The following is a 23,574-nucleotide window of genomic DNA, read 5'->3' as shown; positions in this document are numbered from 1 at the left end:
TTCCTTACAGCGGCATGTTCATCACGTCCTGGTAAGCCTGGACGAGACGGTTGCGGACTTCCACGGTGGCGCGGAAGGCGATCTGGGACTGCTGCGAGGCGACCATCACCTTGGCCAGGTCGGCGCTGGGGTCGCCCATTTCGAAGGCCTTGGCCAGGGCGCCGGATTTCTGTTGCGCGTCGTTGACGCCGGCAATCGCACCACGCAGGGTTTCGGTGAAGCTGGCCGGCTGGGCCTGCGGTGCTTCCAGCACCGTGCCCGGCAGGGCATTGCTGCGCGGGGTTTCGCCCAGCGGGTTGAGCGCCGGCTGTCCCATCTGGGTCTGATAGGAGCGGATCTGCGAAAGGATCGAAGTGACGGAGTGGGACATCTGCAACGGTTCCAGAAACAGGGATGGGGTTGTCTGCTGGAGCCAGTGCAAGTGCCGTGCCGAAACCGGTTTTCGATTCAGTGAAGTGAGGAGGTTGGGTGTGCGTGCGGGGTTGCACCCCGCTCCCCGCGGTAGTGCCGGCCGCTGGCCGGCAACAGCAACAGCAACAGCAACAGCGAACATTCCGTGGGATGGCGGGGTGGGTCCGGTTGCGGGGGGCGCCGTAAATCCGTCCATGGAGGCTCGGTCGCCGCATCCATGCGGCTCACGCCCCCGCAACCGGACCCACCCCGCCTTCGACAGTTCTCTGCGATCTGATGGTGGGTGTCGACCTTGGTCGACACTGCTCGGAGGGGGGCAGATCCCGTTGCAGTGCAACGGGCTCTGACCCCGGTCATGGCGCCATTTAACCGGCGTCGGTTTTCTGGCCTGGGGCCGCAGGGTCCAGTGGCCGGAATTCCGGCGCTGTGAGTGCGCGGGGGGTCAGATCCCTTTCCAGCGGAAAGGGATCTGACCCCGGGCGCCACAAACACCAACGCCCGGGCAAGCCCAGGCGTTCGTGCCCCCTTCATGCTGATAGCGCGGTTCAGCCGGCCAGCTCGGCCTGCTCGCGCTCGATGCCGTACTTGCGCAGCTTTTCCACCAGGGTGGTGCGGCGCAGGCCGAGCAGCTGGGCGGCGTGGGCGACCACGCCCTGGGTGCGTTCCAGTGCTTCGTGGATCAGGCCCAGTTCGATGTTGGCCATGTGGTTGCGCAGGTCCATGCCTTCGTCGGGCAGTGCGGCCGGAGCCGCCGGGCGATTGACGGCAATGCCGTGCTCCAGCGCCGGCTGGTTGCCACTGCCGGGTGTGTGGAACGAGAAGCTGCGCAGGTCCAGCCGCTCTTCGCTGGCGGCGGGCGGTGCCGGTGCCGGCGTAGCGACGGCGGCCAGTGCCGCATCGCCACGATAGCGGGCCGGCAGGTCCTGCACGCGCACCGAACCACCCGGATGCAGCACGGCCAGTCGTTCGACCAGGTTGGTCAGCTCGCGCACGTTGCCCGGCCATTCGTAGCCGGCCAGTGCCTGCAAGGCTTCCGGGGTGAAGCGCACCTCGCCACGGCCGGTGCGGGCCAGCTGTGCGGCGATGGTTTCCACCAGTGCCGGCAGGTCCTCGCGACGTTCGCGCAGCGCGGGCACTTCAATCGGGAACACGTTCAGGCGGTAGAACAGATCCTCGCGGAACTTGCCCTCGGCAATACGGGTTTCCAGGTCGCGATGGGTCGCCGCCACCACGCGCACGTTGCAGCGGATGGTCTGGTTGCCGCCCACGCGCTCGAAACTGCGCTCCTGCAGCACGCGCAGCAGCTTCACCTGCATCGGCAGGCTCATGTCGCCGATTTCATCCAGCAGCAGGGTGCCGCCCTCGGCCATTTCGAAACGACCCTTGCGCGCGGTCAGCGCACCGGTGAAGGCGCCCTTCTCGTGGCCGAACAGTTCGCTTTCCAGCAGGTCCGCCGGAATGGCGCCGCAGTTGATCGCCACGAACGGGCCATCGCGGCGCGGCGAGCGCTGGTGGATCGCGCGCGACACCACTTCCTTGCCGGTACCCGATTCACCCAGCACCAGCACGGTGGTATCGAACGCGGCCACCTGTTCGATCATGGTGCGCAGTGCGGTCACCGCCGGACCGTTGCCGGTCGGCCCCTGATCCTGCACGGCACCGGCCTGATGCTCGGCATCCAGGCGCTTGAGGCTGGCGCGGCGCAGAAGGGCTTCCATCTGCGCGTGGCGCAGCGGCGTTTCAAGCGGCCAGATATTGGCTTCGTGCAGGCCGTGCTGCTGCGCGAACGCAGAGGCATCACCATCGGCCAGCAGCACCGGCGGTGGCAGGCTGCTGCCGCCCAGCCAGTTGTAGAGTGCGGTGCTGGCGGCGCTGTCGTCCAGGCTGCCGACGATCACCGCCATCCAGTCGTTCTGGCGCTGCCGGCCCAGATCGAAGTCGGCCGCGTCGGAGACCCAGCGCGGGTTGAAGTCCATGAATTCCAGCAGGGCAACGGTGCGCTCTGCGCGCACGGCGTCGTTGTCCAGCACCAGGATGCGCGATTCGCTCACGATCGATCCTCCCTGAGGCCTTCCAGGATCGGCATGACTTCCTGGATGTAGGACAGCTTGCTGACAAAATTGTCGGCGCCGGCACGCAGTGCGTGCTCGCGGTGCTCGGCGTCGTCGAAGTGGCTGGCGATCACGATGTACGGTGCATCGTCCTGCGACTTGATCAGGCGGGTGGCCTGCAGGCCGCCCATTTCCGGCATCGCCAGGTCCATCAGCACCACCTGCGGGCGCAGCGTTTCCGAGCGCTCGATCGCTTCCAGGCCGTTGCCGGCGCTGCCGACGATCTGCAGCCAGTCGATCTTGCGGAAATGGCGCATCGCCGCGTTGATGAAGCCCTCGTGGTCATCGACCAGCAGGACCGTGAGCTTGTTCATGTCCAACATCCTTTTCAGCCCACCCGGGCCAGCTGGGGTTGCCTGGCGCTGAGCCGGCGCCGTTCGCGGGCCGGGGCGATATCCAGTTGTTCTCGGTATTTTGCGACGGTTCGGCGGGCAATGTTCACCCCCTGGCGTGACAGCAGGCCGGCAATGGCCTCGTCTGCCAGCGGGCGGCCGGCCGGTTCGGCGTCGATCAGGCGGCGGACCATGGCCTTCACCGCCTGCCCGGAGACGCTGGCGCCTTCCAGGCGCACGGCGAAGAAGTGCTTCAGTTCGAAGGTGCCGCGCGGGGTCTGCAGGAACTTGCCGGTAGTGATGCGCGAAACGGTGGACTCGTGCATGCCGATCTCCTCGGCCACTTCCTTCAGGGTCAGCGGGGCCATGGCCTCTTCGCCACGGGCCAGGAAGGCGGCCTGGCGCTCGACGATCACCCGCGCGGTGCGCAGCAGGGTGTCGTAGCGCAGCGACAGGCCGCGGCTGAACCAGCGCGCTTCCTGCAGCATTTCGCGCAGTGCCGGGGCGGCCTCGCTGGTCTCTGCCAGCGCCTGTTCGTACTGGCTGTTGATGGAGACGCGGCGGCTGGTGGTCGGGTTCAATGCCACCTTCCACTGGCCATCGGCGTGCCAGGCGACCACGTCCGGAACCACAACGGCATTGCGTTCCGGCAGCAGGCTGTCGCCCGGGCGTGGCTGCAGCGACAGAATCAGGCGTACCGCTTCGCGAACGTCGTCGATCTCGGCGTCGTGCTGGCGGGCGAGGGCGGGGTAATCATGTGCGGCCAGCGCATCGAGCGCGCCGTCCAGGATGCGCGTGGCCAGGTGGCGGGCAGGCACCGCGCCGTGAAGGCTGCGCAGCTGCGCCTGCAGGCCCTCGCGCAGGTCCTGCGCGGCCATGCCGGCCGGTTCACCGTGCAGCAGCTGCTGGCGGATGGCTTCGACGCCGTCGGCAGCGATGTCGAACTGTGCGCTGGCCAGCAGCTGCAGCTGGTCCAGTGGCGCCTGCAGGTAGCCGGCCTCGTCGCAGTGGTCCAGCCAGAATGCGGCCACTGCCAGCTGGCGATCATCCATGTCGAGCGACAGGCGCTGCAGCACGCGCAGCTGCGGGTCGGTCGATTCGCCGGCAGCGATACGCGCCATGCGATCGTCGTCACCGTCCTGCCAGCTGGTACCGGCAACGTCCCACATCGAGGACTCCGGCAGCTCATCGAACGCGGCGGTTTCCAGCGTCGTGGCGGCAACCTCGGTGGCGTCGGCGGTCGGTGCTTCGGGTTCTTCGATTTCCAGCAGGGGATTGGAGTCCAGCAGGCGCTGGATTTCCTGTTCCAGGTGCAGGCCATCAAGCTGCAGCAGCCGGATCGACTGCAGCAGCTGCGGGGTGAGGTGGAGTTGTTGGCCCAGCTGGGTCGAGAGTGCAGCCTTCATCGTGGTTCCCCGGCACCGCTCCCCGGCGCCTTGTGGAACGCATCTTGCTTTTGATCCGGCGGGGGCGGAATCAGGGGGTTCCTGAGGGGCTTGGTGGTTGCCCCGACAGGGTGTAGGGGTTTTCCCTACATGGTTGCGGGATATTGACGATGGGTGGAGCTAAGGCATTGATTCGCGGTACCAGATCCGTCGATCCCGCCGTGTGCCGTGTACGGATTCCCGTCGGGGAGTGTCGGGATGACGGGATTTCGTCGCGGATGCGGGATGTCGCAGGTTGGTAGTAGAGTCGACTGTTAGTCGACTGCACTGTTAGTCGACTGCACTGTTAGTCGACTGCACTGTTAGTCGACTGCTCTCCGATCAGGCTCTGGAAAAGTCCCGCGCTCCGCGCGCAAGTCGACTGACAGTCGACTCTACCGACAGCCGATCACTCCAGCTCGTGCTGGTGGCGCGCGGCCAGCAGCAGCAGATCATTGGCGCGACGGCAGCCCAGTGACTCCATCATGCGTGCGCGGTGGGTTTCCACCGTCTTGACGCTGATGCCGAGGTCGGCGGCGATTTCCTTGTTGCTTTCGCCCTTGCCGATGCGGCGCAGGATCTCGCGCTGGCGTGGTGACAGCGCGGCGATGCCAGTGGGCTTCTCGCGGCCGAGCATCGGTGCCAGCATCTTGGCGGAGATCTGCGGACTCAGGAACACCTGGCCGGCATGCGCCGCGCGAAGCGCCAGTTCCAGTTCCTGCGGTGCCGCATCCTTGACCACGAACCCGACCGCGCCGCGGTCAAGCGCATCGCGCACGTGCGCGGCATCGTCATGCATGGTCATCATCACGACCCGGGTACCAGGCGCGCGCAGCCGGATATCGCTGAGCGCTTCCAGGCCCGTACGGCCCGGCAGTGACAGGTCCATCAGCACCACGTCCGGTGCGTGCTGCAGGGCCAGCTGCAGCGCCTGCTCGGCGTTGCTGGCTTCGGCCACCAGCTGCACGTCGGCAAACCCCTGCAGAAGCCGCGCCAGGCCGGCGCGGACCAGGGTGTGATCGTCGACGATGAGAACTCGCACAGGCACGCAGCAGGTCCGGGTAGGGGAGTCCACCTTAACTTAGCTGAACGGGCCCGCCAAGGCTTGCCCGCCAAGCGTGATGGTGGCAGGTTTCAGCGCGCCCGGCGTGCTTCGGCCACCTGTCGACGGTGCAGGCGGAACAGGTGGCGCTCCATGGCCATTTCCAGGCCATCGCCAAGGCGCTGGAAGCGCAGCCAGAGATAGTGGCCGCCGCCGCCATCCGCTGCTTCGGCGATCACTTCCACCGGCAGGTCGATATGGTCGGGCAGCCAGTCGCTGGGCTGCAGGCGCACCAGGCCTGCCTGGCCGGGACTGGCGCCACTGCGCGGGCCCAGCTGCAGGCGTATCCCGCGACGTGACCAGCGCACCGGGCGCAGGGTCAGCTCCTGGCCCTGCTGGCGGACCAGGCGGCCAAGCAGCACCATCGCCAGATCCAGCTTCGCCTCGAGCCGCTGAAGCTGCAGGCTGGCCTCGTTGCGGTCGTCATGCTCGTCAACGCGGCTGTCTTCCACCAGCGCCAGGCTGCGCAGCAGGCCTTCGGCGCTGCTGGTACGACCGGCGGCACTGCCGGGCTGGAACTCGGCGGGCAGGGCCAGTTCGCAGCTGAGCGTTTCGTCGAACAGCTCGCTTTCGGCAGGATGGTGCAGCGACGTTGTCGGCAGTTGGGTCATGCCAGCGATTCTGCCTGCAGGTAGGCATGCGCCGCGCGAAGGGAGCGCTGGCCGTCATTCATCAGTGCAGCCACCGCATCGCGGCGCTGGCGCAGCAGGCCCAGCAGGTTCTGCTGGCGCTCGAACAGCGCACTGAGTGGTGCGTGGTCGTCCAAGGTCAGCGGCTGGCTGAGCAGGGCATGCAGCGTGCTGTCGTGGCCGTCGAGCAGGCTGTCGGCCTGGTCGAGCGCATCTTCGCCCAGGGCCTTTTCGAAAGCATCCAGCTGGGCGTGCAGTTCGTGCAGGCTCATGGTGCCACCGCGGCCGAGCGGCGCTGTTCCATCGGGATCGCATTCCAGGCGCTGTCGATCTCGCCCAGCAGCTGCAGGGATTCGTCGAGGGCGGCACGGTCGTTGTGCAGGTTGGCCTCGGTCAGGCGCTGCAGCACGTAGTCGTAGAGCGCCGACAGATTGCCGGCGATCTCGCCGCCGGCCTCGTGGTCCAGCGAGCCGTTGAGGTGGCCGACGATCGCGCAGACCTCGCCGATCGCCTTGCCCTTGCCGGCCTGGTCGCCACGCTCGAGGCTGGCCAGTGCGCGCCGCACGCGCTCCAGCGCGCCGGCCAGCAGCATCGCCACCAGCTTGTGCGGATCGGCGTCGGCAACCGCACTGGTCACTCCCACCTGGCGGTACTGCTCGGCATATTGACGGCTGGAACCGTACATTCGTGATTCTCCTTGCGCTGGGTGCCGCCGGCAGGTCGTGGGGACCGTTACCGGCGGTGCGGCGTTGATTGCTGTTGCGTCCGTTATCGGTGCGTTGCACGCCAAACTTGAGCGTTGCACGCCGTCCTTTAACGGTTCAGCTGTGCCAGCTGCTGCTGCAGCGACGTATTGCTCTGCTGCAGCTTGCCCATCAGGCTGTCCAGCGCGATGAACTGCTTCTTGTAGCGCTCTTCCACGTTCTTCATGCGTGTGTCGAGGTCCTTGCGGCGCTTGTCGATGTTGTCCAGCGTGGTGTTCAGGCCCTTGGTGCGGGCGACGAAGGCGCCTTCCTTGCCGACCGTGGTGCTGACGTAGCCGTCAACCATGGTGTAAAGCGTGCCGGCACCGCCGGTGTCGCCGGTGATGGCGGCGCGGATCTTCTCCGGCTGGCTGGCCAGTGCAGCGGCAAACTTGGTGGTATCCAGCACCAGGCTGCCGTCGGCATTGGGATAGCCGCGCGTCTGCAGGCCAAGCACCTTCGGGTCCAGGCCGTCAGCGGAAAGCTCCTTCAGCACGCCGGACATCATCGAGCGCAGCTGGCTGGAGGCACCGCGCATCTGCGCGTCACCGGTCAGCGTGGCCGCTTCCTTGGTCTTGGCGTCGTACTTGGTTTCGGTGTTGATCGCCGCGATCGCCGCGTTGTAGGCGGTCACGAACTCCTGCATCACCTTGGTCGCGGCGGCAGTGTCGGTACTGATCACCACGGTGCTCTTGCCGGGAACCTTGAGGTTCAGGGTCAGGCCCGGAACCGCATCGGCCACCGTGTTGCTGGCGCTGACGACCTTCACACCATCGATGGTCAGCTCGGCGTCCGCTGCGGCCGTGTTCTGCTTCAGGCTGCCGACCAGTGCGCCCAGCTTCGGGTCGCTGCCACCGTACTCCAGCTTGATCGCGTTGGCAGCGCCGGTCTTTTCCTGGGCGATCGACAGATACTGGTTGTCGCCCGAGGTGATCAGTGTGGCCTGCACGCCCTCCTTGCGGCCGGCCGCATCGATCTTGTTGCGGATGGTGGTCAGCGTATCGCCGTCCTCCACCGCCACGTTCATGGTCTTGGCCTTGTCGCCGACGCCAACGGTCAGCGTCAAGGTTCCGGCACCGAAGGTGTCGGTCTTCGGGAATGAGGTGTCGGCAATCAGCTTGTGCGCGGTGGCCAGGGAGGTGACCTCCACCTGGTGCGTGCCGTTGGAGGCGGCTGCCTTGGTCGTGCCGAGGTCGTACAGCGCCACCGAGGCTGTCAGAACGTCGTCGGCATTGGTGGGGCCGGCCTTGCCGGTGGCTGTCACGGTGCGCGTATCGAACGCGGTGGTGGCCTTCAGTGCGGTCAGTGCGGTCTTCAGCTTGTCGAAGGCCGAAGTGACGGTGCCGATCGACGACAGCTGCATCTTGGCCTTGGACTGCTGCAGGTTCAGCGCGTTGTCGGCGGGCTTGCGGTCGGCTGCGACCAGCTGGTTGACGATGTCCGAGATGTTGAGCCCCGAGCCAATGCCACCGTATCCAAAGCTTGCCATGTGATTCTCCTGGTATCCGGGCCTGGCCGCCGTGCGGTGGCCCGTCGTCAACGAAAATAGCGGCCTGCGCCGCTGGGTCTTGAGGACTTCGTTGATGCATGCGCCGTGCCAGTTGTCTGGCGGCGGATCTGGCACGCGGTTTGCAAGAGGGCTGGGGCAGGGTGCGGGTGGAATCACCGCAGGCTGCCGGGAGTCTGCAAAAAACCCTCCCCCAAGGCAGGGGAGGGATCAGGCTACTGACAATCGGGGGGAGACGAAGCCGCCCGGTACGTACAGTCAAAGGTACAGCGCTGAAAGAGAGGTCCGCAGGAGCGGGCGATGCCAAGCCGGTTCGGGAGTGATCCCGGGCCGGGCATGGCCCGCGCCTTCGTGCACCGTGGCTTCCGGGTTGCCGCTACCGTCGGTTCGATCCGACGGTAGCGGCGCCTTCTTGCCGTGGATCAGCGCAGCAGGCTGAGCACGCCCTGCGGCACCTGGTTGGCCTGGGCCAGCATGGCCGTACCGGCCTGCTGCAGGATCTGGGTGCGGGTCAGCTCTGCGGTTTCCTTGGCGAAGTCGGTGTCCTTGATGCGGCTGCGCGACGCCGACAGGTTCTCCGAGGAGGTCTGCAGGTTGGCCACCACCGAGGTGAAGCGGTTCTGGATCGCACCGAGGTCGGCGCGGGTGCTGTTGATCGCACCCAGGGCCTTGTCGACCACTTCCAGGGCCTGCTGGGCGCCGAGCACGGTGCTCACGTCCAGCTTCTGCACGTTGGCCGAGGTATCGGTGCCGGCAGTGTAGGCGCCCGCAGCTGCCGCGGTGCCCCAGGTCTTGGCGGTCGCGTCGTAGTCGCTGCGCATCAGGGCGATATCGGCGGCGGCGACAGCCTTGCCTTCCTTCACCGAGCTCAGCTTCAGGGAGCCGTCGGCATTGGCTTCGGCGTAGATGCCTGCTTCGCCGATCTTGGCATTGATGGCGGTGGCGACGGCCTTGGAGGCATCAGCCGTGGTGGCGCCGGCCTTCACTTCAACCGTGCCGATGTCCACGCCCATCACGGTGCCGGAGAAGCGGGCACCGTCGGTGCTGGCGGCCAGGGCAGCGGTCGCACCGGTGGCGAAGGTCGAGGTGCCCAGCGAACCGGCCTTGGCATCGATGGTCTTGTCGATCGCGATGGCCTGACCGGCATTGGCGCCGACCTGGAACAGCTGGCTGGAGAAGGTGCCGTCCAGCAGCTTGGTGCCGTTGAAGTCCGACTGCTTGGCAACGCGGTCGATTTCCGAGACCAGCTGGGTCACTTCGGCCTGCAGCGCCTTGCGGTCGCTGGCCGAGTTGGTAGCGTTGGAGGCCTGCACCGACAGCTCGCGGACGCGCTGCAGGTTGTTGCCGATTTCGGTCAGCGAGCCTTCGGCGACCTGGGCCAGCGAGATACCGTCGTTGGCATTGCGGATGGCGACGTCGGTACCGCGGATCTGCGTGCCGAAGCGCTCGGAGATCGCCAGGCCGGCGGCGTCGTCCTTGGCGCTGTTGATGCGCGAACCGGAGGACAGGCGCTGGATGGTGGTAGCCAGCGAGCTGCCGCTGGTGCTCAGGTTGCGCTGAGCATTCAGGGACATGGTGTTGGTGTTGATGACTTGTGCCATGGTGCTTTTCCTTTGGCGAAGGTGGAACGTATTTCAGGATCCGGGCGCCGCGTCATGCGGCGCCCGGAGGTCGATCAGCGAGCGGATCAGCGCAGCAGGCTGAGCACGCCCTGCGGCACCTGGTTGGCCTGGGCCAGCATGGCCGTACCGGCCTGCTGCAGGATCTGGGTGCGGGTCAGCTCGGCGGTTTCCTTGGCGAAGTCGGTGTCCTTGATGCGGCTACGCGAAGCCGACAGGTTTTCCGACGAGGTCTGCAGGTTGGCCACGACCGAGGTGAAGCGGTTCTGCACGGCGCCGAGGTCGGCGCGGGTGCTGTTGATCGCACCCAGCGCCTTGTCGACAATTTCCATTGCCTGCTGGGCGCCCTTCACGGTGCTGACGTCCAGGTTGCTGGCGTACTTCGCAGCCGGGGCCGCAGCAGCGGTGGTGGCGGTGAAGGTCGGCGCGGTGGCGCCGGTCCAGGTGCCCGGGGTGGCGGTGATGGCCTTGAACGAGCCGTCGGCGTTGGTGCTGTCCTTGACCGAGGTCAGGGTCACGCCAGCGGTGCCGTTCACTTCAGCGTAGACGCCGGTCTCGCCGATCTTGGCGTTGATCGCGGTCACCAGCGCTTCACGCGATGCCTTGCCGGTGGCAGCGGCGTCGGCGCCCTGCTTGACCGAGACATCGGCGATGGCCACGCCGTTGATGGACAGGCCGCTGGTGCTGAAGTCAGCGTTGGTGCCCGGGTCGGCCAGGGCCAGTGCGTTGGTGTCGAACTTGGCGCCGCCCAGGGCATTGGCCTTGGCATCAATGGTCTTGTCGATGGCGATCGCCTGACCGGCGTTGGCGCCGACCTGGAACAGCTGGCTGGAGAACGAACCGTCCAGCAGCTTGGTGCCGTTGAAGTCCGACTGCTTGGCGACGCGGTCGATTTCCGAGACCAGCTGGGTCACTTCGGCCTGCAGGGCCTTGCGGTCGCTGGCCGAGTTGGTGGCGTTGGAGGCCTGCACCGACAGCTCGCGGACGCGCTGCAGGTTGTTGCCGATTTCGGTCAGCGAACCTTCGGCGACCTGGGCCAGCGAGATGCCGTCGTTGGCGTTGCGGATGGCAACGTCGGTACCGCGGATCTGCGTGCCGAAGCGCTCGGAGATCGCCAGGCCGGCGGCGTCGTCCTTGGCGCTGTTGATGCGCGAACCGGAGGACAGGCGCTGGATGGTGGTGGCCAGCGAGCTGCCGCTGGTGCTCAGGTTACGCTGAGCATTCAACGACATCGTATTGGTGTTGATGACTTGTGCCATGAGGAGAGGTCCTTGAGCGGTTGCACGTGAGTTGGGTTAGACGCCCCCGACGTGCCCCGGGGGCGGCTCATGTCAGCGCTGCAACAGGCTGAGCACGTTCTGCGGTACCTGGTTGGCCTGGGCCAGCATGGCCGTACCGGCCTGCTGCAGGATCTGGGTGCGGGTCAGTTCGGCGGTTTCCTTGGCGAAGTCGGTATCGCGGATGCGGCTGCGCGAGGCCGACAGGTTCTCCGAGGAGGTCTGCAGGTTGGCCACCACCGAGGTGAAGCGGTTCTGGATCGCGCCAAGGTCGGCGCGCACGCTGTTGACCGATTCGAGGGCCTTGTCGACGATCGATAGCGCCTTCTGCGCGCCTTCGGCCGTGGTGACGTTCAGGTCCTTGACGAAGTTCGACGTGGCGCCGGTCAGCAGGCCGCCGTTGGTGCTGGTTTCAGTCAGGCCCAGGCCGGCGATGGTCGCGGCGGTGGCGCCGGCCGGCGGGGTTGCGGCACTGACGCCCAGCGTGAAGGTCTGGCCGTCCTTGACCGAGGCCAGGCTGATCACGCCGGCATTGACCGAGGCCATGACGCCGGTTTCGCCCAGCTTGTTGTTGATCGCGGCAGAGGTGGCCGAGGTGATCGATTCACCCGCTTTCACGGTGAAGTCGTTGATGGTGACCGTGGTGGCGGTGCCGCCCGGCGGGGTCACCGAGATCTGCAGGCCGGAGTAGGTGGTGTCGGCGGTGGCCTTGTCGGCCGCGGCCAGGCTGGTGCCGGTGTAGCCATTGGCGAAGGTCGCCGCGCCCAGCGAATCGGCCTTGGCGTTGACCACGCTGTTGATGGCGATGGCCTGGCCGGCGTTGGCGCCGACCTGGAACAGCTGGCTGGTGAAGGAGCCGTCCAGCAGCTTGGTGCCGTTGAAGTCGGCCTGCTTGGCCACGCGGTCGACTTCCGAGACCAGCTGGGTCACTTCAGCCTGCAGGGCCTTGCGGTCGCTGGCCGAGTTGGTGGCGTTGGAGGACTGCACGGCCAGTTCACGGATGCGCTGCAGGTTGTTGCCGACTTCGCTCAGCGAACCCTCGGCGACCTGGGCCAGCGAGATACCGTCGTTGGCATTGCGGATGGCCACGTCCAGCCCGCGGATCTGGGTGGTGAAGCGCTCGCTGATGGCCAGGCCGGCCGCGTCGTCCTTCGCGCTGTTGATGCGCAGGCCGGACGAGAGGCGCTGGATGGTGGTAGCGAGCGAGCTGCCGCTGGTGCTCAGGTTGCGCTGAGCGTTGAGCGACATCGTATTGGTGTTGATTACCTGTGCCATGGGGTCGTCTCCTCTTATATGGAACCCGTTGGTGAATGAAACGAAGCGCCGCCTGTTTTTTTGTGTGGCTGTGTGCTTCGCTGTTGCCAAATGAATAACGGCGCTTTGTCAACAACCTTTAGCCGTGAATTCCGTCGATGCTGAAATCCGGTGCCGGCGGCTGTTTTCCCGGGGTTTTTCAGCCCTTGTCGGGCGTGAAGGCGACCCCGGAAGGGGCGGTTGGGCATGCCCAACCAGCGCTGATGAAGGTATCGGCGGGGCAGGGCCGGGCTTGATGGGCAATCACGGAAAATGCGCAGGAGCACCTTTCCGGCAGCGCCGGGCCACGCCCGGCGAGCGCGACGGAACGGGCACGCAGGAACGAAAAAGGCCGCGATGCAGGGCATCGCGGCCTTCAGGGAGTGACGCTTGGGAAGCGTCAGCGGATCTTGTTGAACAACGACATCGACTGCATCTGCGAGAAGATCGTCTGTGCCGCCTGCAGTGCGGTGCTCTGCAGCTGGTACTGGCTCAGCGCATCGGCGTAGTCCAGGTCGCGCATCTGCGACAGCGTGGTCTTCAGGGTCACGCTGTTGGCTTCGCGCATGTCGGCGGCATTGTCCAGTGCCTTCAGCTGCGCACCGCCGGCCGCGCGCGAATCGATCATCCGTTCCGATGCACGGGCCACATCGCGCAGGGCGCTCTGCAGTTCGTTCTGCTGCGCGCTCATTTTCGCGGTGGTGCCGGTGTCGGCATCAAGCGCGGCAATCAGCTTGTCCATGGTGTCGAAGATGTCGCGGCTGGTTGCCGGCTTCACGTTGAAGCTGTCACCGGCAGCAGGTGCGCCGGTGATCTGCAGGCGTACACCGTTGACTTCCACGTTGTCACCGGCCTTGAACGTGCCGGTGCCAGTCACGTTGCCAGCGCCGTCCAGTACCTGGTACTGGTCGGCGGCGGTGAAGCGGATGCTGAAGGACTGGCCGTTCCAGCTGTCGCTGCCATCGCGGGTGATGTTGGTCAGCACGCCGTTGCCGGTATTGCCGGCCGCGGCGCCACCATCGACGAAGCCGTCGCCGGTAGGAATGCGCATGAAGATTTCGCTGCCGGGCAGGGCGTCCCGCACATAGGTGTCGGGGCCGACTTCAATCTGGCGCTGGGTCTGGTCGCCACGGTAGACCACCTTGCCATTGATCTTGGCGAACGGTGGATCGCCATCGTTGGTGCCGCCGAACACGTAACGGCCGGTACCGTCGTCGGCGTTGGCCAGCGACAGCAGGCCCTCGCGGATCTGGTTCAATTCGGTGATCAGCGTCTTCTTGTCGGCGGCGCCCAGCGCGGGGTTGCTGGCCTGGATGGTCAGGTCGTTGACGCGCGCCATCAGGTCGTTGACCTGGGCCAGGGTGTTTTCCTGCACGCCCAGCCGGTTCTGCACGTTGCCGGCATTGAGTTTCATCCGGTCCAGTGCGGCCAGGCTGCGGTCAAGCCCCACGGCCGCACCCGCGGCGACCGGATCGTCCTTGGCGCTGACGATCTTGCTGCCGGTGGCGATCTGCTGCTCCAGGTGGCTGAGCTTGGCCTGCTTGGCCATCATCAGCGACACGGACTGGTTGAACATCATGCTGGTGGAGATACGGCTGCTCATCGACGGACGGCTCCCAGAATGGTCTGGAACATGCTGTCGGCGGTGGAGATCAGCTGCGACGCGGCCTGGTAGGCCTGCTGCAGGCGCAGCATGTCCGCCGCTTCCTCGTCCAGGTTGACGCCGGACACCTCATCGCGCGCTTCCTGCGCCTTGTCGTTGATCACCAGCTGCGCTTCCAGCGAATACTCGGCCGAGCGGGCGGCTGCACCGACCTGGGTGGTCAGGCCGCCCAGGGCACCGTTGAGGGTGACCGTGCCGCTGTTGAACGCCTTGGCGCTCTCCACCTTGGACAGCCTGGAGGCATTGCTGTTGTCCGAAGAGCCCGCCGGGGTCGGGGTGATGTTGAAGGTGTCGCCGACCTTTGGCGCACCGTCCAGCACGAAGCTCCAGCCATTGGCGCTGATGGTCTGGCCAGGCGTGTAGGTCTGTGGCGGGCCACCATCGATGGTGTAGGTGGTGGCCGAGGTGAACACGATCGCGGCCGGATTGCGCAGGTTGGCGTTGGTCGAATCGCTGACGGTGACACCGCTCAGCTTGCCGGTGCCGGTGTTGGACGACGCTGCCGCGCCCTTCACCGCAGCTGCGGCGGCGATGCGCGAGGGATCGGTGATCGCCACTTCCATGCTGCCGGCCACGCCTGCGGTCGGCTGCAGCAGGAAGCGATCGTTGGCTGCCGGCGTACCGCCGACCACCAGCTTGACGCCGTTGATCACCAGTGGATCAGCGGCCGTGCCGGTGCCGGTCAGCGGAACGTTGGCGCCGGTGTCGGCACGGCTGGCCTTCCAGTTGGTGCCATCGAACTGCAGCACCACGTTCTGCGCGTCCAGCTTGCCGAGGTCGCCGTAAGCGGCGCTGAGGCTTGCGGTACCGGTATTGGCATTGTTGGCGGTGACGCGCGGGTTGCCGATGTTGAAGAAGTCCCCCCCCAGCTGGCCATACAGGTCCACGCCCTGGTGATGCACCTGGTTGAAGCTCTCGGCCAGGCCTACCGCCAGCTTGCCCAGTTCGGCCTGGGCCGGCGTCAGCACGGTGTCGCGGAACTCCAGCAGGCCGCCGATCTGGCCACCGACCGCCTTCGGGTCGAGCCGGATGGTGTTGCCCTGCGTTTCCAGCGCCAGCTGCAGCCGCTCCGGCTGGTACGGGTCGGCAACGGTGGTGACCTTGGTTGCCGTGGTACCCACCACCAGCGCGTTCCCGCCGGCGGTATAGACATTCATGATGCCGCCGTCCTGGATCACTGCGGTGCCACCGGTGTAGCCGATCAACTGGGTGATCAGCTGGTCGCGGCGATCGAGCAGGTCCGGTGCGGCGGTAGCGATGTTGGTGCCGATCGCACCGTTGATCTGCGCGATCTCCTGCGCCAATCGGTTGACCTCGGTGGCACCAGCCAGCAGGCCGTTGTTGACCTCGCTGTTGAGGTTGTTCAGGTGCGTGTTGAGCTGCACGAAGCGGTTGGCCAGCGCCTTGCCACCGTCCAGCATGTTCTGGCGGTCGGCGGTGCCGGCCGCATTGGAGGACAGGCCGCTGACCGAATCGAAGAACTTCGACCAGACGCCGGACACGTTGGTTGCCGCGTCGGAGAACAGCGAGTTGACCCGGTCGGCCATGCCAGAGAGCTGCTTCAGGCGCGCCAGCTCGCCGCTGCTGTCGAGCAGGCGCGAGATCGCCAACTGGTCGGCGGTACGGCGGATGTCGGTGATGCGGGTGCCGTTGCCGACCGTGCCGTAGCCGTAGTTCTGGGGATCAGCCGTGGCGAAGTTGACCTTCTGCCGGCTGTAGCCCGGGGTATTGAGGTTGGCCACGTTGTGGCTGGTGGTCGCCAACGCACGCTGGAAGGCGAGCAGGGCACCGGTACCGGTGGAAAGTACGCTGGACATGGGGTTCCTCAACGACGGGTGATACCCAGCGCCGCGGTTGCGGTGCTGGCGAAGGTCTGGCCAAGGCGCGAGCCGGCGTCTGCCACGGCGCTGACGGCACGCTCGATGGTCGGTCCGCCGGCGATCGCGGCGATCTTGGCCGCGTAGCGCGGGTCGGTGGCATAGCCGGCGCGCTGCAGACCGCGGGCGAAGCCCTGCACATCGGTGCCGGCCTGCAGGGCCTGCTGGTAGCGCGGGCTGGTCTTCAGCAGGCGCACGTAGTCGGCAAAGCTCTCGGCCGGCGAACTGTAGGCGCGGAAGCTGGCGGTCTCGTTGCGGCGCACGCCATCGACATACTCGTGGGTGCCGGCCACGGCGCGCTGGCCGTTCCAGCCATTGGCCTTGATGCCGAACAGGTTGTGCGAGGTGCTGCCGTCGGCATGCTTGATGTGGCGCTTGCCCCAGCCGGTCTCCAGCGCTGCCTGGGCGACCAGGGCGCGGGCATCCACGCCCAGCTCCTTGGCCGCACGCTGCGCGTGCTGCCAGATGCTTGCGACGAAACCTTCCGGGGTGTGCTCGCCCAGCTGGGCGACGGCGGTGCGGGTAGCCATCGCATCGGCCGGGCTGATGGCCGTGCCGCGGTTGCTGGCGGTGGCCGACCACTGATCGCTGTTGGCGGCCCAGTCCTCGCCCTGCAGGCTGCCGATGTACGGATCTTCGGTGCCCAGCGAGCGGTGCATGCTGCTGCTTTCGCGCCCGGCGATCAGGTCCAGCGCCTGTTCCATCGGTGCAACCGCCGCGTGTGCGCCCGACTGGGCGCCGGCCGCCATCTGCTGCAGCAGGCGCACCGCCTGGCTGCCGTCTTCCAGCGGCACCGACGGCGCGGGCTTGGCCGGCGCATTGAGCTGATAGGCACGGCTGGCTTTGGCCGGGTCCACGCGGGTATCCAGCGCCGGGCCATCGGCGGCCTGGCCGGACAGCTGCCGGCTGATCATGCCGGACAGGCCCAGGCCCTTGCCTCGGGTCATCGCCTCGGCGATCTTCTGGTCGTACATGTCGCGGAACATCTTGTTCTCGCCGGGGAACAGCGAGTCGCCGAAGCTGGCATCACGCATGCTCTTGACCAGCATCTGCGCGAACTGGCCTTCCAGTTGTCGCGCGACCTTGTCGATCTTGGCCGGATCATTCTGTTGCGCCGGGTGCAGATCGAATGCGGGATTGATGCGCATGTCAGATCACCTCGAGCTCGGCACTCAGGGCGCCGGCCTGCTTCAGGGCTTCCAGGATCGCAATGAGATCGCCCGGTGCCGCGCCTACCGCGTTCACCGCGTGCACGATCTCGTCCAGGGTGGTGCCGCCGCTGAACTTGAACATGCGGCTGCCTTCATTGGTGGCGGTGATGGTCGACTGCGGGCTGGCTACGGTACGGCCGCCGGACAGCGCGTTGGGCTGGCTGACATTGGTGTTTTCCTGGATCGTCACGGTCAGCGAACCGTGCGAGATCGCGGCGGGTCCGACCCGCACCTGCTGGCCGATGACCACGGTGCCGGTACGCGAATTGACCACCACTTTGGCCGGGGCGCTGCCCGGGGTCAGTTCCAGGTTCTCGATGCGCGCCAGCAGGCCGATGCGTGCGCCCGGATCGGTCGGTGCGGTGACCGCCACGGTCACGCCATCGACCGCGCGTGCCGCACCTTCGCCGAATGCATTGTTGAGTGCAGCGACCATGCGTGAGACGGTCGTGAAGTCATTGTTGTGCAGGTTCAGGGTGATCTCGCCGCCATTGGCCAGCGGGTCGGGCAGGGCACGCTCCACGGTGGCGCCATTGGGAATGCGGCCGACGCTGGGCACGTTCACCGAGACGCGCGAGCCGTCCTTGCCCTGCGCGCCGAAGCCACCCACGATCAGGTTGCCCTGGGCGATGGCATAGATCTGGCCATCGGCGCCGCGCAGGGGGGCCATCAGCAGCGAACCGCCGCGCAGCGACACCGCGTTGCCGATCGAGGACACGGTGATGTCGATCGGCTGGCCCGGCTTGGCGAACGGCGGCAGTTCGGCGTGGATCGCCACCGCCGCCACGTTCTTCAGCTGCGGGTTGACGTTCGGCGGTACGTTGACGCCCAGCTCGCCGAGCAGGTTCTTCAGGCTCTGCACGGTGAAGGGTGCCTGGCTGGTGCGGTCGCCGCTGCCGTCCAGGCCCACCACCAGGCCGTAGCCCACCAGCGCATTGCCACGCACGCCACCGACCTGGGCCAGGTCCTTGATGCGTTCGGCGCTGGCCGGGGCTGCAACGATCAGCAGCATCAAGGCGACGAACGACGCCGTGCGCCGCTGCCAGGAAGAAGAGAAGAAGAGTTTCATGGCCATACTCAGAACGGCGTCAGGCCGGAGTTGAAGAAGCGGCTCAGCCAGCCCATCGCGTTGGACTGTGCGACAGGGCCGCGGCCGCCGTAGACGATGCGTGCCTCAGCCACGCGGCTGGAAGGCACAGTGTTGTCCGCGCCGATGTCGCCGGGGCGCACGATGCCCTGTACCTGCACCAGCTCGTCGCCCTGGTTCAGGCGCAGGTTCTTCTGCCCCTGCACCACCAGGTTGCCATTGGGCAGGCGCTGCACCACGGTCACGGTCACGTTGCCCTGCAGGCGGTTGCTCTGCGCGCTGTTGCCCTTGCCGGTGAAGTCACGCGCGCCCTTGGCCGTCGCACTCAGGATGTCCTTGCCGCCCAGGGTGACCGGCGCGCCGAGGATGGAGGGCGTGCCCAGGCTGAGGTTGGATTCCTTGTTGGTGGCCGTGTTGGCACTGGTCTGCGCGGTGGTATTTTCCAGCAGGGTGATGGTCAGCAGGTCGCCGACATCGCGTGCGCGACGGTCCGAATACAACTGCAGGGTCGGACCGGCCGCATAGATGGCGCCGGCGGTCGGCTCGGCCTGCGGTGGCATGATCGGCTGGATCGGTGCCATTGCCGGATAGGGGCGCACGTCGCCGGCAATCACGCAGCCACCGAGCAGGGCAGCCACGGTGCAGGCGAGGGCAGTGCGGGCGAAGTTGGAAATGGGCGACATGGCGGTTTCCCGGGTTGGCCGGTCAGAGCTTGTTGTTGAGGTAGCCGAGCATCGAATCAGTGGTGGAAATCGCCTTGGCGTTCATTTCGTAGGCGCGCTGGGTTTCGATCATCGACACCAGCTCTTCCACCACGTTGACGTTGCTGCCCTCCAGCGCGCCCTGCACCACGGTGCCCAGGCCGTTGAGGCCGGGATTGCCGTTCTGCGCCGGGCCCGATGCGGTGGTCTCAAGGAACAGGTTTTCACCCCGTGCCTGCAGGCCGGCCGGATTGACGAAATCGGTCAGGGTCAGCGCGCCCACTTCCACCGAGGCCGCGCCGTCGGCCATCTTCACGCTGATGGTGCCGTCAGTACCGATGGTCACCGACTGCGCGCCTTCGGGAATCTGGATGCCCGGCTGCACCGGGTAGCCGCTGTTGGTGACCAGCTCGCTGTCCTGGTTGATCTTGAACGAGCCATCACGGGTATAGGCCGAGCTGCCATCGGGCATCTGCACTTCGAAGAAGCCGCGGCCGTTGACCATCACGTCCAGTGCGCGGCCGGTCTGCTGCTGGCCACCCTGTTCGAAGTTCTTGGCGGTGGCGACCACGCGCACGCCGGTACCCAGCTGCAGGCCGGTCGGCAGCTGTGTCTGTGCCGAGGAGGAGCCGCCGGGTTGGCGCACCTGCTGGTACAGCAGGTCCTCGAAGCTGGCGCGGTCCTGCTTGAAGCCGGTGGTGTTGGTGTTGGCGAGGTTGTTGGAAACCACCGACATGCGCATCTGCTGCGCATCCAGTCCGGTTTTCGCGATCCACAATGCCTGGTTCATCTTCGGTGTCCTGTCTGGTGGAGCCGGCCGCGCGGTGCGGCCCTTGTCTTCGGGTGTGCAAGCGGTGTGCCAGCGCCGCATTCAAGCGGCGCCGGACTTCCGTCAGCTGCCCAGGCGCAGCAGGCTGTTGGCGCTGCGCGCGTTGTCGTCGCCGTGCTTGATCACCTGCACCTGCATTTCGTACTGGCGCTGCAGCTGGATCATCTGCACCAGCGCGCCGGCGGCATCGACGTTGCTGCCTTCCAGCTGGCCGCTGTGCACCGCCGTGCCCTGCGCAGGTGCGAACGGCTGGCGCGGATCGGTGTTGCGGAACAGCCCGTCCAGGCCGCGCTCCAGGCGCTCGTCCGGCGCCTGCACCACCTTGATCCGTCCGACCTGCGCCATCGTCTGCGGGCCTTCGCCCTGCGGAATGATCGAGATCGTGCCGTCGGCACCGATCTCCATCGCCTGGTAGGGCGGAATGGCGATCGGGTTGTTGTTGTCATCCAGCACCGCGCGGCCGCTGGAGGTCACCAGCTGTCCGTTCGGCGTGACCGACAGTGCGGCGCCACGCGTGTACGCCTCGGTGCCATCGGTGGACTGCACGGCCAGCCAGGTGCCGGTCTGCAGCGCCAGGTCCAGCGGCTTGCCGGTGATGTGCTGCGCGCCGGGCCGGCGGTTGAAGCCGGCGTCGACGTGCAGTGCATCCACCCGCGAGGCAAAGCCCTGGCCCTTGATCGGGAAGGCTTCGGTGTTGGCCAGCGCTTCCTTGAAGCCAGGGGTGTCCGAGTTGGCGAGGTTGTGGCTGAGCGTACCCTGCGCCTGCAGGGAGGCGCGGGCACCGGTCATCGCCACGTAGAGGGCTTTATCCATGCGGGAAGTTCCGAGACGGGGTCAGCAGTTCATCAACGGATGTTGATGACGGTCTGGGTGATCTGGTCCTGGGTGGTGATCATCTGCGCGTTGGCCTGGAAGTTGCGCTGCGCGGTGATCATGTTGACCAGCTGCTCGGTGAGGTCGACGGTGGACGCTTCCAGCGAGCCGGCCTGGATCTTGCCGAGGTTGGAGGTGTCCGGCATGCCGGTGCGTGGCGTGCCCGAGCTGAAGGTATCCACCCACAGGTTGTTGCCCTTCGATTCCAGGCCCTGCGGATTGTTGAAGGTGGTCAGCGCGACCTGGCCCAGCGGCTTGTCGGCACCGTTGGAATAGCGGGCATAGACCACGCCGGTTTCCGACACGGTGATCTCATTGAGCTTGCCGGCGGCATAGCCGTCCTGCTGGGTGTTGCGCAGCGCGAACTTCTCGCCGTACTGGGTCGAACCGTTGATATCCAGCGTCATGTTCAACACGCCGGCGCCCGTGTTCGGGGTGAACGTGCCGAGGCTGACCTTGCCGTTGGCTGGTGCGACCAGCTTGCCGCTGTTGTCGAAGGTGACCGGGGTCGGTGTACCCGCCGGTTGGCCGTCCACGTAGTTGCGCACGGTCCACTCGTTCGGGTTGGCACCTTTCACGAAATACGAAACCTGGATGTGGCTCACGCCCAGCGAGTCGTACACGGTGATGCCGCCGCTGGAGTGGTTGTAGCTGTTGGAGTCGGTCGGGTCGAAGGTGGTGACGGTCGGCTGCTTGGCGTTGGCCGGCAGGGTGAAGCCGACCTTCACTTCGCTGGTCTGCTTCGGCGGGCTGTCAGTGGTCAGCAGCTGCAGGTCGACCATGCGCCCGGCATCGAAGTTGGTGCCGTCGGCATTCGGTGCGAACACCTGCAGGCGCGCGCCCTGCGGGTTGACCACGTAGCCCGATGCATCGGTCTGGAAGTTGCCGGCGCGCGAGTACACGCGGGTGCCGTTCATGTTCATGGTGAAGAAGCCCTCACCGGAAATGGCCATGTCCAGGCTGCGGCCGGTCTGTTCGTTGTGGCCCTGCTTGAACTGCTGGGCAACGTTGGAGACGCGGACGCCCGAACCCACGGCGTTCTTCGACAGGCCGTAACCGGTGGCCGAGAACAGGTCGGCGAATTCGGCGCGCGATTCCTTGAAGCCGGTGGTGTTGACGTTGGCGACGTTGTTGGCAGTGACACTCAGGTCGGAATTGGCGGCATTGATGCCGGACAGCGAGACATTGAAGCCCATGGGATGCTCCTGGTAAGTACGGGGTGTGCGGCTCAGCTGACGCGGAGCACGTAGTCGATCGGGGCCGTGCCCAGGCCCTTGAGGTTCAGGTACAGGCCGTCGGAACCGACGGTCACGCTTTCCACGGGCGCCTGCACGTAGGTGGACAACTTGGTGCTCTTGCCGGCGGTGTCGACGTGGTTGGCGACGATGGAGTACTTGCCCGGCTCCATGCGCTTGCCGTTGGCATCCTTGCCGTCCCACTGGAACGCGGTCTCTCCGGCGGCCTTGGCTTCCACGCTCAGCGAGGTGACCTTGGCGCCGGTGGCATCGGTGATGTCCACGGTGATGATGCCGGCAGAAGGCGCGGCCACCGTGCCTTCAACGTTGCCTTCCTTTTCCAGTACCAGCTTTTCCGACGGCACCAGCACCTGGTGGCCGACCAGCGCCGCGCCACGCAGCACCTGGTCGCTGGCCATCGATTCCTGGAAACCCTTCACCGTTTTGTTCAGGTCGGTGATGCCCTGCACGGTGGACATCTGCGCCATCTGCGCGACCATCTGCGTGTTGTCCATCGGCTTCAGCGGATCCTGGTGCTGCAGCTGTTCGGTCATCAGGCGCAGGAAATCGGCCTGGTCCAGCGTGTTCTTCTTCTTGGTGGCGTTGCTGTTCGGGGCGTTCAGACCGAGTGCGGTGTAGACGTCCTGGTTGGTCTGGTTGTTGACGGCGGTGGTCATGGCGGTATCCGGTACTGCGGGCCTCAGCGGCCCATGGTCAGGGTGGCCAGGGCCAGTTCCTTGGCGGTGGTCAGCATCTCCACGCCGGCCTGGTAATTGCGCGAGGTCGAGATCAGGTTGACCATCTGCGCCACCGGATCGACGTCGGGCTGGTAGATGTAGCCGTCGGCGTCGGCCAGCGGATGGCCGGGCTCGTAGCGCTTGATCGGCGCCGCATCGCTCTGGGTGATCTCCTTCACCTTCACCGAGGTGATGTTTGGATCGTTCTTGCTGGTGACGGCCTGGAAGATCGGCTCCAGCGGCTTGTACACGGCGTCGGCGGAGCCGGCGACGGTGTCGGCGTTGGAGAGGTTGGAGGCGATGGTGCTCATGCGCACCGACTGCGCCTGCAGCGCGGAGCCGGCGATATCGAAGATCGGCAGGTTGCTCATGGCTTATTGCCCCGTGATCGCGGTCAACATGGAACGCACCTTGCTCTCGACGAAGCTGAGCGAAGCGCGGTACTCGAGCGCGGCACGGCCATAGGCCGCACGCTCGGCATCGGGATCGACGGTGTTGCCGTCCAGGCTGGGCTGCACGCCTTCGCGCGCGATCTGGAACGGGTTCAGGCCACTACTGATTTCGTAGTGCTGCTCATGGGTGGTGGCCATCAGGCCATTGGCATCCTGCCCTTGGGCATGGCGCAGGGCGGCATCGAAGTCCAGGTCCTGGGCCTTGTAGCCGGGAGTGTCGGCATTGCCGAGGTTGCTGGCGATCAGCTTCATCCGCTGTTCGCGCAACGGCATGGCCTGGGCGTGGACGCCCAGGTAGTCGGTAATCAGGTTGCGCACGGTGCACTCCCACGGGAACGTTGCCCGGGAAGCTGCAAGGGGTGTGCCAAAGTGCGCGCGATCCTGTAGAGCCGAGCCATGCTCGGCTGCCTTTCGTTCAGGCGCCGCACAAGCCGAGCATGGGCTCGGCTCTACAGGAGAGG

At 66.3% G+C, this 23,574-nt stretch carries 23 protein-coding genes; all 23 read right to left on the bottom strand.

Going from position 1 to position 23,574, the window contains the following annotated elements:
- Nucleotides 1-4 precede the first annotated feature (4 nt).
- The 23 genes from fliE to flgB all read right to left on the bottom strand — a co-directional run bounded on the left by fliE (nt 5) and on the right by flgB (nt 23,431).
- Nucleotides 5-370: a flagellar hook-basal body complex protein FliE gene (gene fliE / locus ACZK0Z_RS12435; protein WP_005416441.1), complete on the bottom strand. Its 366-nt coding sequence runs from the start codon at nt 368-370 to the stop codon at nt 5-7.
- Between the two features lie 586 nt (nt 371-956).
- Nucleotides 957-2,462 carry a sigma-54 dependent transcriptional regulator gene (locus ACZK0Z_RS12430; protein WP_100443523.1) on the bottom strand — a complete coding sequence of 502 codons (1,506 nt, stop codon included), beginning with the start codon at nt 2,460-2,462 and terminating at the stop codon, nt 957-959.
- Nucleotides 2,459-2,836 (bottom strand): response regulator, encoded by a 378-nt coding sequence (locus ACZK0Z_RS12425; RefSeq protein WP_010485922.1) that lies wholly within the window; start codon nt 2,834-2,836, stop codon nt 2,459-2,461. The genes ACZK0Z_RS12430 and ACZK0Z_RS12425 overlap by 4 nt, the downstream gene beginning before the upstream one ends.
- Before the next feature lie 14 nt (nt 2,837-2,850).
- Nucleotides 2,851-4,260: an RNA polymerase factor sigma-54 gene (rpoN, locus tag ACZK0Z_RS12420; RefSeq protein WP_197633629.1), complete on the bottom strand. Its 1,410-nt coding sequence runs from the start codon at nt 4,258-4,260 to the stop codon at nt 2,851-2,853.
- A 427-nt stretch (nt 4,261-4,687) separates the two neighbouring features.
- Nucleotides 4,688-5,320: a response regulator gene (locus ACZK0Z_RS12415; protein WP_005413261.1), complete on the bottom strand. Its 633-nt coding sequence runs from the start codon at nt 5,318-5,320 to the stop codon at nt 4,688-4,690.
- Nucleotides 5,321-5,412: 92 nt separating this feature from the next.
- A complete protein-coding gene (locus tag ACZK0Z_RS12410) occupies nt 5,413-5,991 on the bottom strand; it encodes a PilZ domain-containing protein (RefSeq protein ID WP_197619111.1) in 579 nt (192 codons plus the stop codon).
- A complete protein-coding gene (locus ACZK0Z_RS12405) occupies nt 5,988-6,281 on the bottom strand; it encodes a hypothetical protein (RefSeq protein ID WP_049427432.1) in 294 nt (97 codons plus the stop codon). Before ACZK0Z_RS12405 ends, ACZK0Z_RS12410 begins: the two co-directional genes overlap by 4 nt.
- The gene (fliS, locus tag ACZK0Z_RS12400; RefSeq protein ID WP_049427435.1) at nt 6,278-6,694 is read right to left on the bottom strand and encodes a flagellar export chaperone FliS; all 417 of its coding nucleotides are present in this window, start codon (nt 6,692-6,694) and stop codon (nt 6,278-6,280) included. Before fliS ends, ACZK0Z_RS12405 begins: the two co-directional genes overlap by 4 nt.
- Before the next feature lie 128 nt (nt 6,695-6,822).
- On the bottom strand, nt 6,823-8,241 hold the full coding sequence (gene fliD, locus ACZK0Z_RS12395; RefSeq protein WP_197619112.1) for a flagellar filament capping protein FliD: 1,419 nt from the start codon (nt 8,239-8,241) through the stop codon (nt 6,823-6,825).
- Nucleotides 8,242-8,681: 440 nt separating this feature from the next.
- Nucleotides 8,682-9,860 carry a flagellin gene (locus ACZK0Z_RS12390; protein WP_072166967.1) on the bottom strand — a complete coding sequence of 393 codons (1,179 nt, stop codon included), beginning with the start codon at nt 9,858-9,860 and terminating at the stop codon, nt 8,682-8,684.
- An 86-nt stretch (nt 9,861-9,946) separates the two neighbouring features.
- The gene (locus ACZK0Z_RS12385) at nt 9,947-11,137 is read right to left on the bottom strand and encodes a flagellin (RefSeq protein ID WP_099482075.1); all 1,191 of its coding nucleotides are present in this window, start codon (nt 11,135-11,137) and stop codon (nt 9,947-9,949) included.
- A 72-nt stretch (nt 11,138-11,209) separates the two neighbouring features.
- Entirely contained in the window at nt 11,210-12,430 is a 1,221-nt protein-coding gene (locus ACZK0Z_RS12380; protein ID WP_100443521.1) for a flagellin, read from the bottom strand.
- A 418-nt stretch (nt 12,431-12,848) separates the two neighbouring features.
- On the bottom strand, nt 12,849-14,051 hold the full coding sequence (gene flgL / locus ACZK0Z_RS12375) for a flagellar hook-associated protein FlgL (RefSeq protein ID WP_049432134.1): 1,203 nt from the start codon (nt 14,049-14,051) through the stop codon (nt 12,849-12,851).
- A complete protein-coding gene (flgK, locus tag ACZK0Z_RS12370; RefSeq protein ID WP_197619116.1) occupies nt 14,048-15,928 on the bottom strand; it encodes a flagellar hook-associated protein FlgK in 1,881 nt (626 codons plus the stop codon). Before flgK ends, flgL begins: the two co-directional genes overlap by 4 nt.
- An 8-nt stretch (nt 15,929-15,936) precedes the next feature.
- Complete coding sequence (gene flgJ / locus ACZK0Z_RS12365; RefSeq protein WP_197619118.1) at nt 15,937-17,136, bottom strand: flagellar assembly peptidoglycan hydrolase FlgJ; 1,200 nt, start codon at nt 17,134-17,136, stop codon at nt 15,937-15,939.
- Nucleotide 17,137: 1 nt separating this feature from the next.
- Nucleotides 17,138-18,274 (bottom strand): flagellar basal body P-ring protein FlgI, encoded by a 1,137-nt coding sequence (locus tag ACZK0Z_RS12360; RefSeq protein WP_197619120.1) that lies wholly within the window; start codon nt 18,272-18,274, stop codon nt 17,138-17,140.
- A gap of 2 nt (nt 18,275-18,276) precedes the next feature.
- Nucleotides 18,277-18,969, bottom strand: a complete 693-nt coding sequence (gene flgH, locus ACZK0Z_RS12355) for a flagellar basal body L-ring protein FlgH (RefSeq protein ID WP_049432141.1) — start codon at nt 18,967-18,969, stop codon at nt 18,277-18,279.
- A 22-nt stretch (nt 18,970-18,991) separates the two neighbouring features.
- Nucleotides 18,992-19,777 carry a flagellar basal-body rod protein FlgG gene (gene flgG, locus ACZK0Z_RS12350; RefSeq protein ID WP_005409571.1) on the bottom strand — a complete coding sequence of 262 codons (786 nt, stop codon included), beginning with the start codon at nt 19,775-19,777 and terminating at the stop codon, nt 18,992-18,994.
- A 102-nt stretch (nt 19,778-19,879) separates the two neighbouring features.
- Entirely contained in the window at nt 19,880-20,629 is a 750-nt protein-coding gene (locus tag ACZK0Z_RS12345; protein ID WP_049432144.1) for a flagellar basal body rod protein FlgF, read from the bottom strand.
- Between the two features lie 32 nt (nt 20,630-20,661).
- Nucleotides 20,662-21,885, bottom strand: a complete 1,224-nt coding sequence (gene flgE / locus ACZK0Z_RS12340) for a flagellar hook protein FlgE (protein WP_049432148.1) — start codon at nt 21,883-21,885, stop codon at nt 20,662-20,664.
- 32 nt (nt 21,886-21,917) lie between these two features.
- Complete coding sequence (locus ACZK0Z_RS12335) at nt 21,918-22,601, bottom strand: flagellar hook assembly protein FlgD (protein ID WP_005413273.1); 684 nt, start codon at nt 22,599-22,601, stop codon at nt 21,918-21,920.
- Nucleotides 22,602-22,624: 23 nt separating this feature from the next.
- Nucleotides 22,625-23,032, bottom strand: coding sequence for a flagellar basal body rod protein FlgC (flgC, locus tag ACZK0Z_RS12330; protein ID WP_033835497.1), 408 nt, complete (start codon nt 23,030-23,032; stop codon nt 22,625-22,627).
- A 3-nt stretch (nt 23,033-23,035) separates the two neighbouring features.
- Entirely contained in the window at nt 23,036-23,431 is a 396-nt protein-coding gene (gene flgB / locus ACZK0Z_RS12325; RefSeq protein ID WP_005409576.1) for a flagellar basal body rod protein FlgB, read from the bottom strand.
- Nucleotides 23,432-23,574: the final 143 nt, after the last annotated feature.

This window comes from Stenotrophomonas sp. 116085_Sma (assembly GCF_056479585.1).
The sequence above is the reverse complement of the archived record's forward strand: the minus strand, read 5'-3'. Positions and strand labels throughout refer to the sequence as shown.

What these genes read in the sequence shown, in the direction of transcription:
- fliE (WP_005416441.1), bottom strand. Translation starts at nt 370, where the DNA reads ATGTCCCACTCCGTCACTTCGATCCTTTCGCAGATCCGCTCCTATCAG.
- ACZK0Z_RS12425 (WP_010485922.1), bottom strand. Translation starts at nt 2,836, where the DNA reads ATGAACAAGCTCACGGTCCTGCTGGTCGATGACCACGAGGGCTTCATC.
- rpoN (WP_197633629.1), bottom strand. Translation starts at nt 4,260, where the DNA reads ATGAAGGCTGCACTCTCGACCCAGCTGGGCCAACAACTCCACCTCACC.
- ACZK0Z_RS12410 (WP_197619111.1), bottom strand. Translation starts at nt 5,991, where the DNA reads ATGACCCAACTGCCGACAACGTCGCTGCACCATCCTGCCGAAAGCGAG.
- ACZK0Z_RS12405 (WP_049427432.1), bottom strand. Translation starts at nt 6,281, where the DNA reads ATGAGCCTGCACGAACTGCACGCCCAGCTGGATGCTTTCGAAAAGGCC.
- fliS (WP_049427435.1), bottom strand. Translation starts at nt 6,694, where the DNA reads ATGTACGGTTCCAGCCGTCAATATGCCGAGCAGTACCGCCAGGTGGGA.
- fliD (WP_197619112.1), bottom strand. Translation starts at nt 8,241, where the DNA reads ATGGCAAGCTTTGGATACGGTGGCATTGGCTCGGGGCTCAACATCTCG.
- ACZK0Z_RS12390 (WP_072166967.1), bottom strand. Translation starts at nt 9,860, where the DNA reads ATGGCACAAGTCATCAACACCAACACCATGTCCCTGAATGCTCAGCGC.
- ACZK0Z_RS12385 (WP_099482075.1), bottom strand. Translation starts at nt 11,137, where the DNA reads ATGGCACAAGTCATCAACACCAATACGATGTCGTTGAATGCTCAGCGT.
- ACZK0Z_RS12380 (WP_100443521.1), bottom strand. Translation starts at nt 12,430, where the DNA reads ATGGCACAGGTAATCAACACCAATACGATGTCGCTCAACGCTCAGCGC.
- flgL (WP_049432134.1), bottom strand. Translation starts at nt 14,051, where the DNA reads ATGAGCAGCCGTATCTCCACCAGCATGATGTTCAACCAGTCCGTGTCG.
- flgK (WP_197619116.1), bottom strand. Translation starts at nt 15,928, where the DNA reads ATGTCCAGCGTACTTTCCACCGGTACCGGTGCCCTGCTCGCCTTCCAG.
- flgJ (WP_197619118.1), bottom strand. Translation starts at nt 17,136, where the DNA reads ATGCGCATCAATCCCGCATTCGATCTGCACCCGGCGCAACAGAATGAT.
- ACZK0Z_RS12360 (WP_197619120.1), bottom strand. Translation starts at nt 18,274, where the DNA reads ATGGCCATGAAACTCTTCTTCTCTTCTTCCTGGCAGCGGCGCACGGCG.
- flgH (WP_049432141.1), bottom strand. Translation starts at nt 18,969, where the DNA reads ATGTCGCCCATTTCCAACTTCGCCCGCACTGCCCTCGCCTGCACCGTG.
- flgG (WP_005409571.1), bottom strand. Translation starts at nt 19,777, where the DNA reads ATGAACCAGGCATTGTGGATCGCGAAAACCGGACTGGATGCGCAGCAG.
- ACZK0Z_RS12345 (WP_049432144.1), bottom strand. Translation starts at nt 20,629, where the DNA reads ATGGATAAAGCCCTCTACGTGGCGATGACCGGTGCCCGCGCCTCCCTG.
- flgE (WP_049432148.1), bottom strand. Translation starts at nt 21,885, where the DNA reads ATGGGCTTCAATGTCTCGCTGTCCGGCATCAATGCCGCCAATTCCGAC.
- ACZK0Z_RS12335 (WP_005413273.1), bottom strand. Translation starts at nt 22,601, where the DNA reads ATGACCACCGCCGTCAACAACCAGACCAACCAGGACGTCTACACCGCA.
- flgC (WP_033835497.1), bottom strand. Translation starts at nt 23,032, where the DNA reads ATGAGCAACCTGCCGATCTTCGATATCGCCGGCTCCGCGCTGCAGGCG.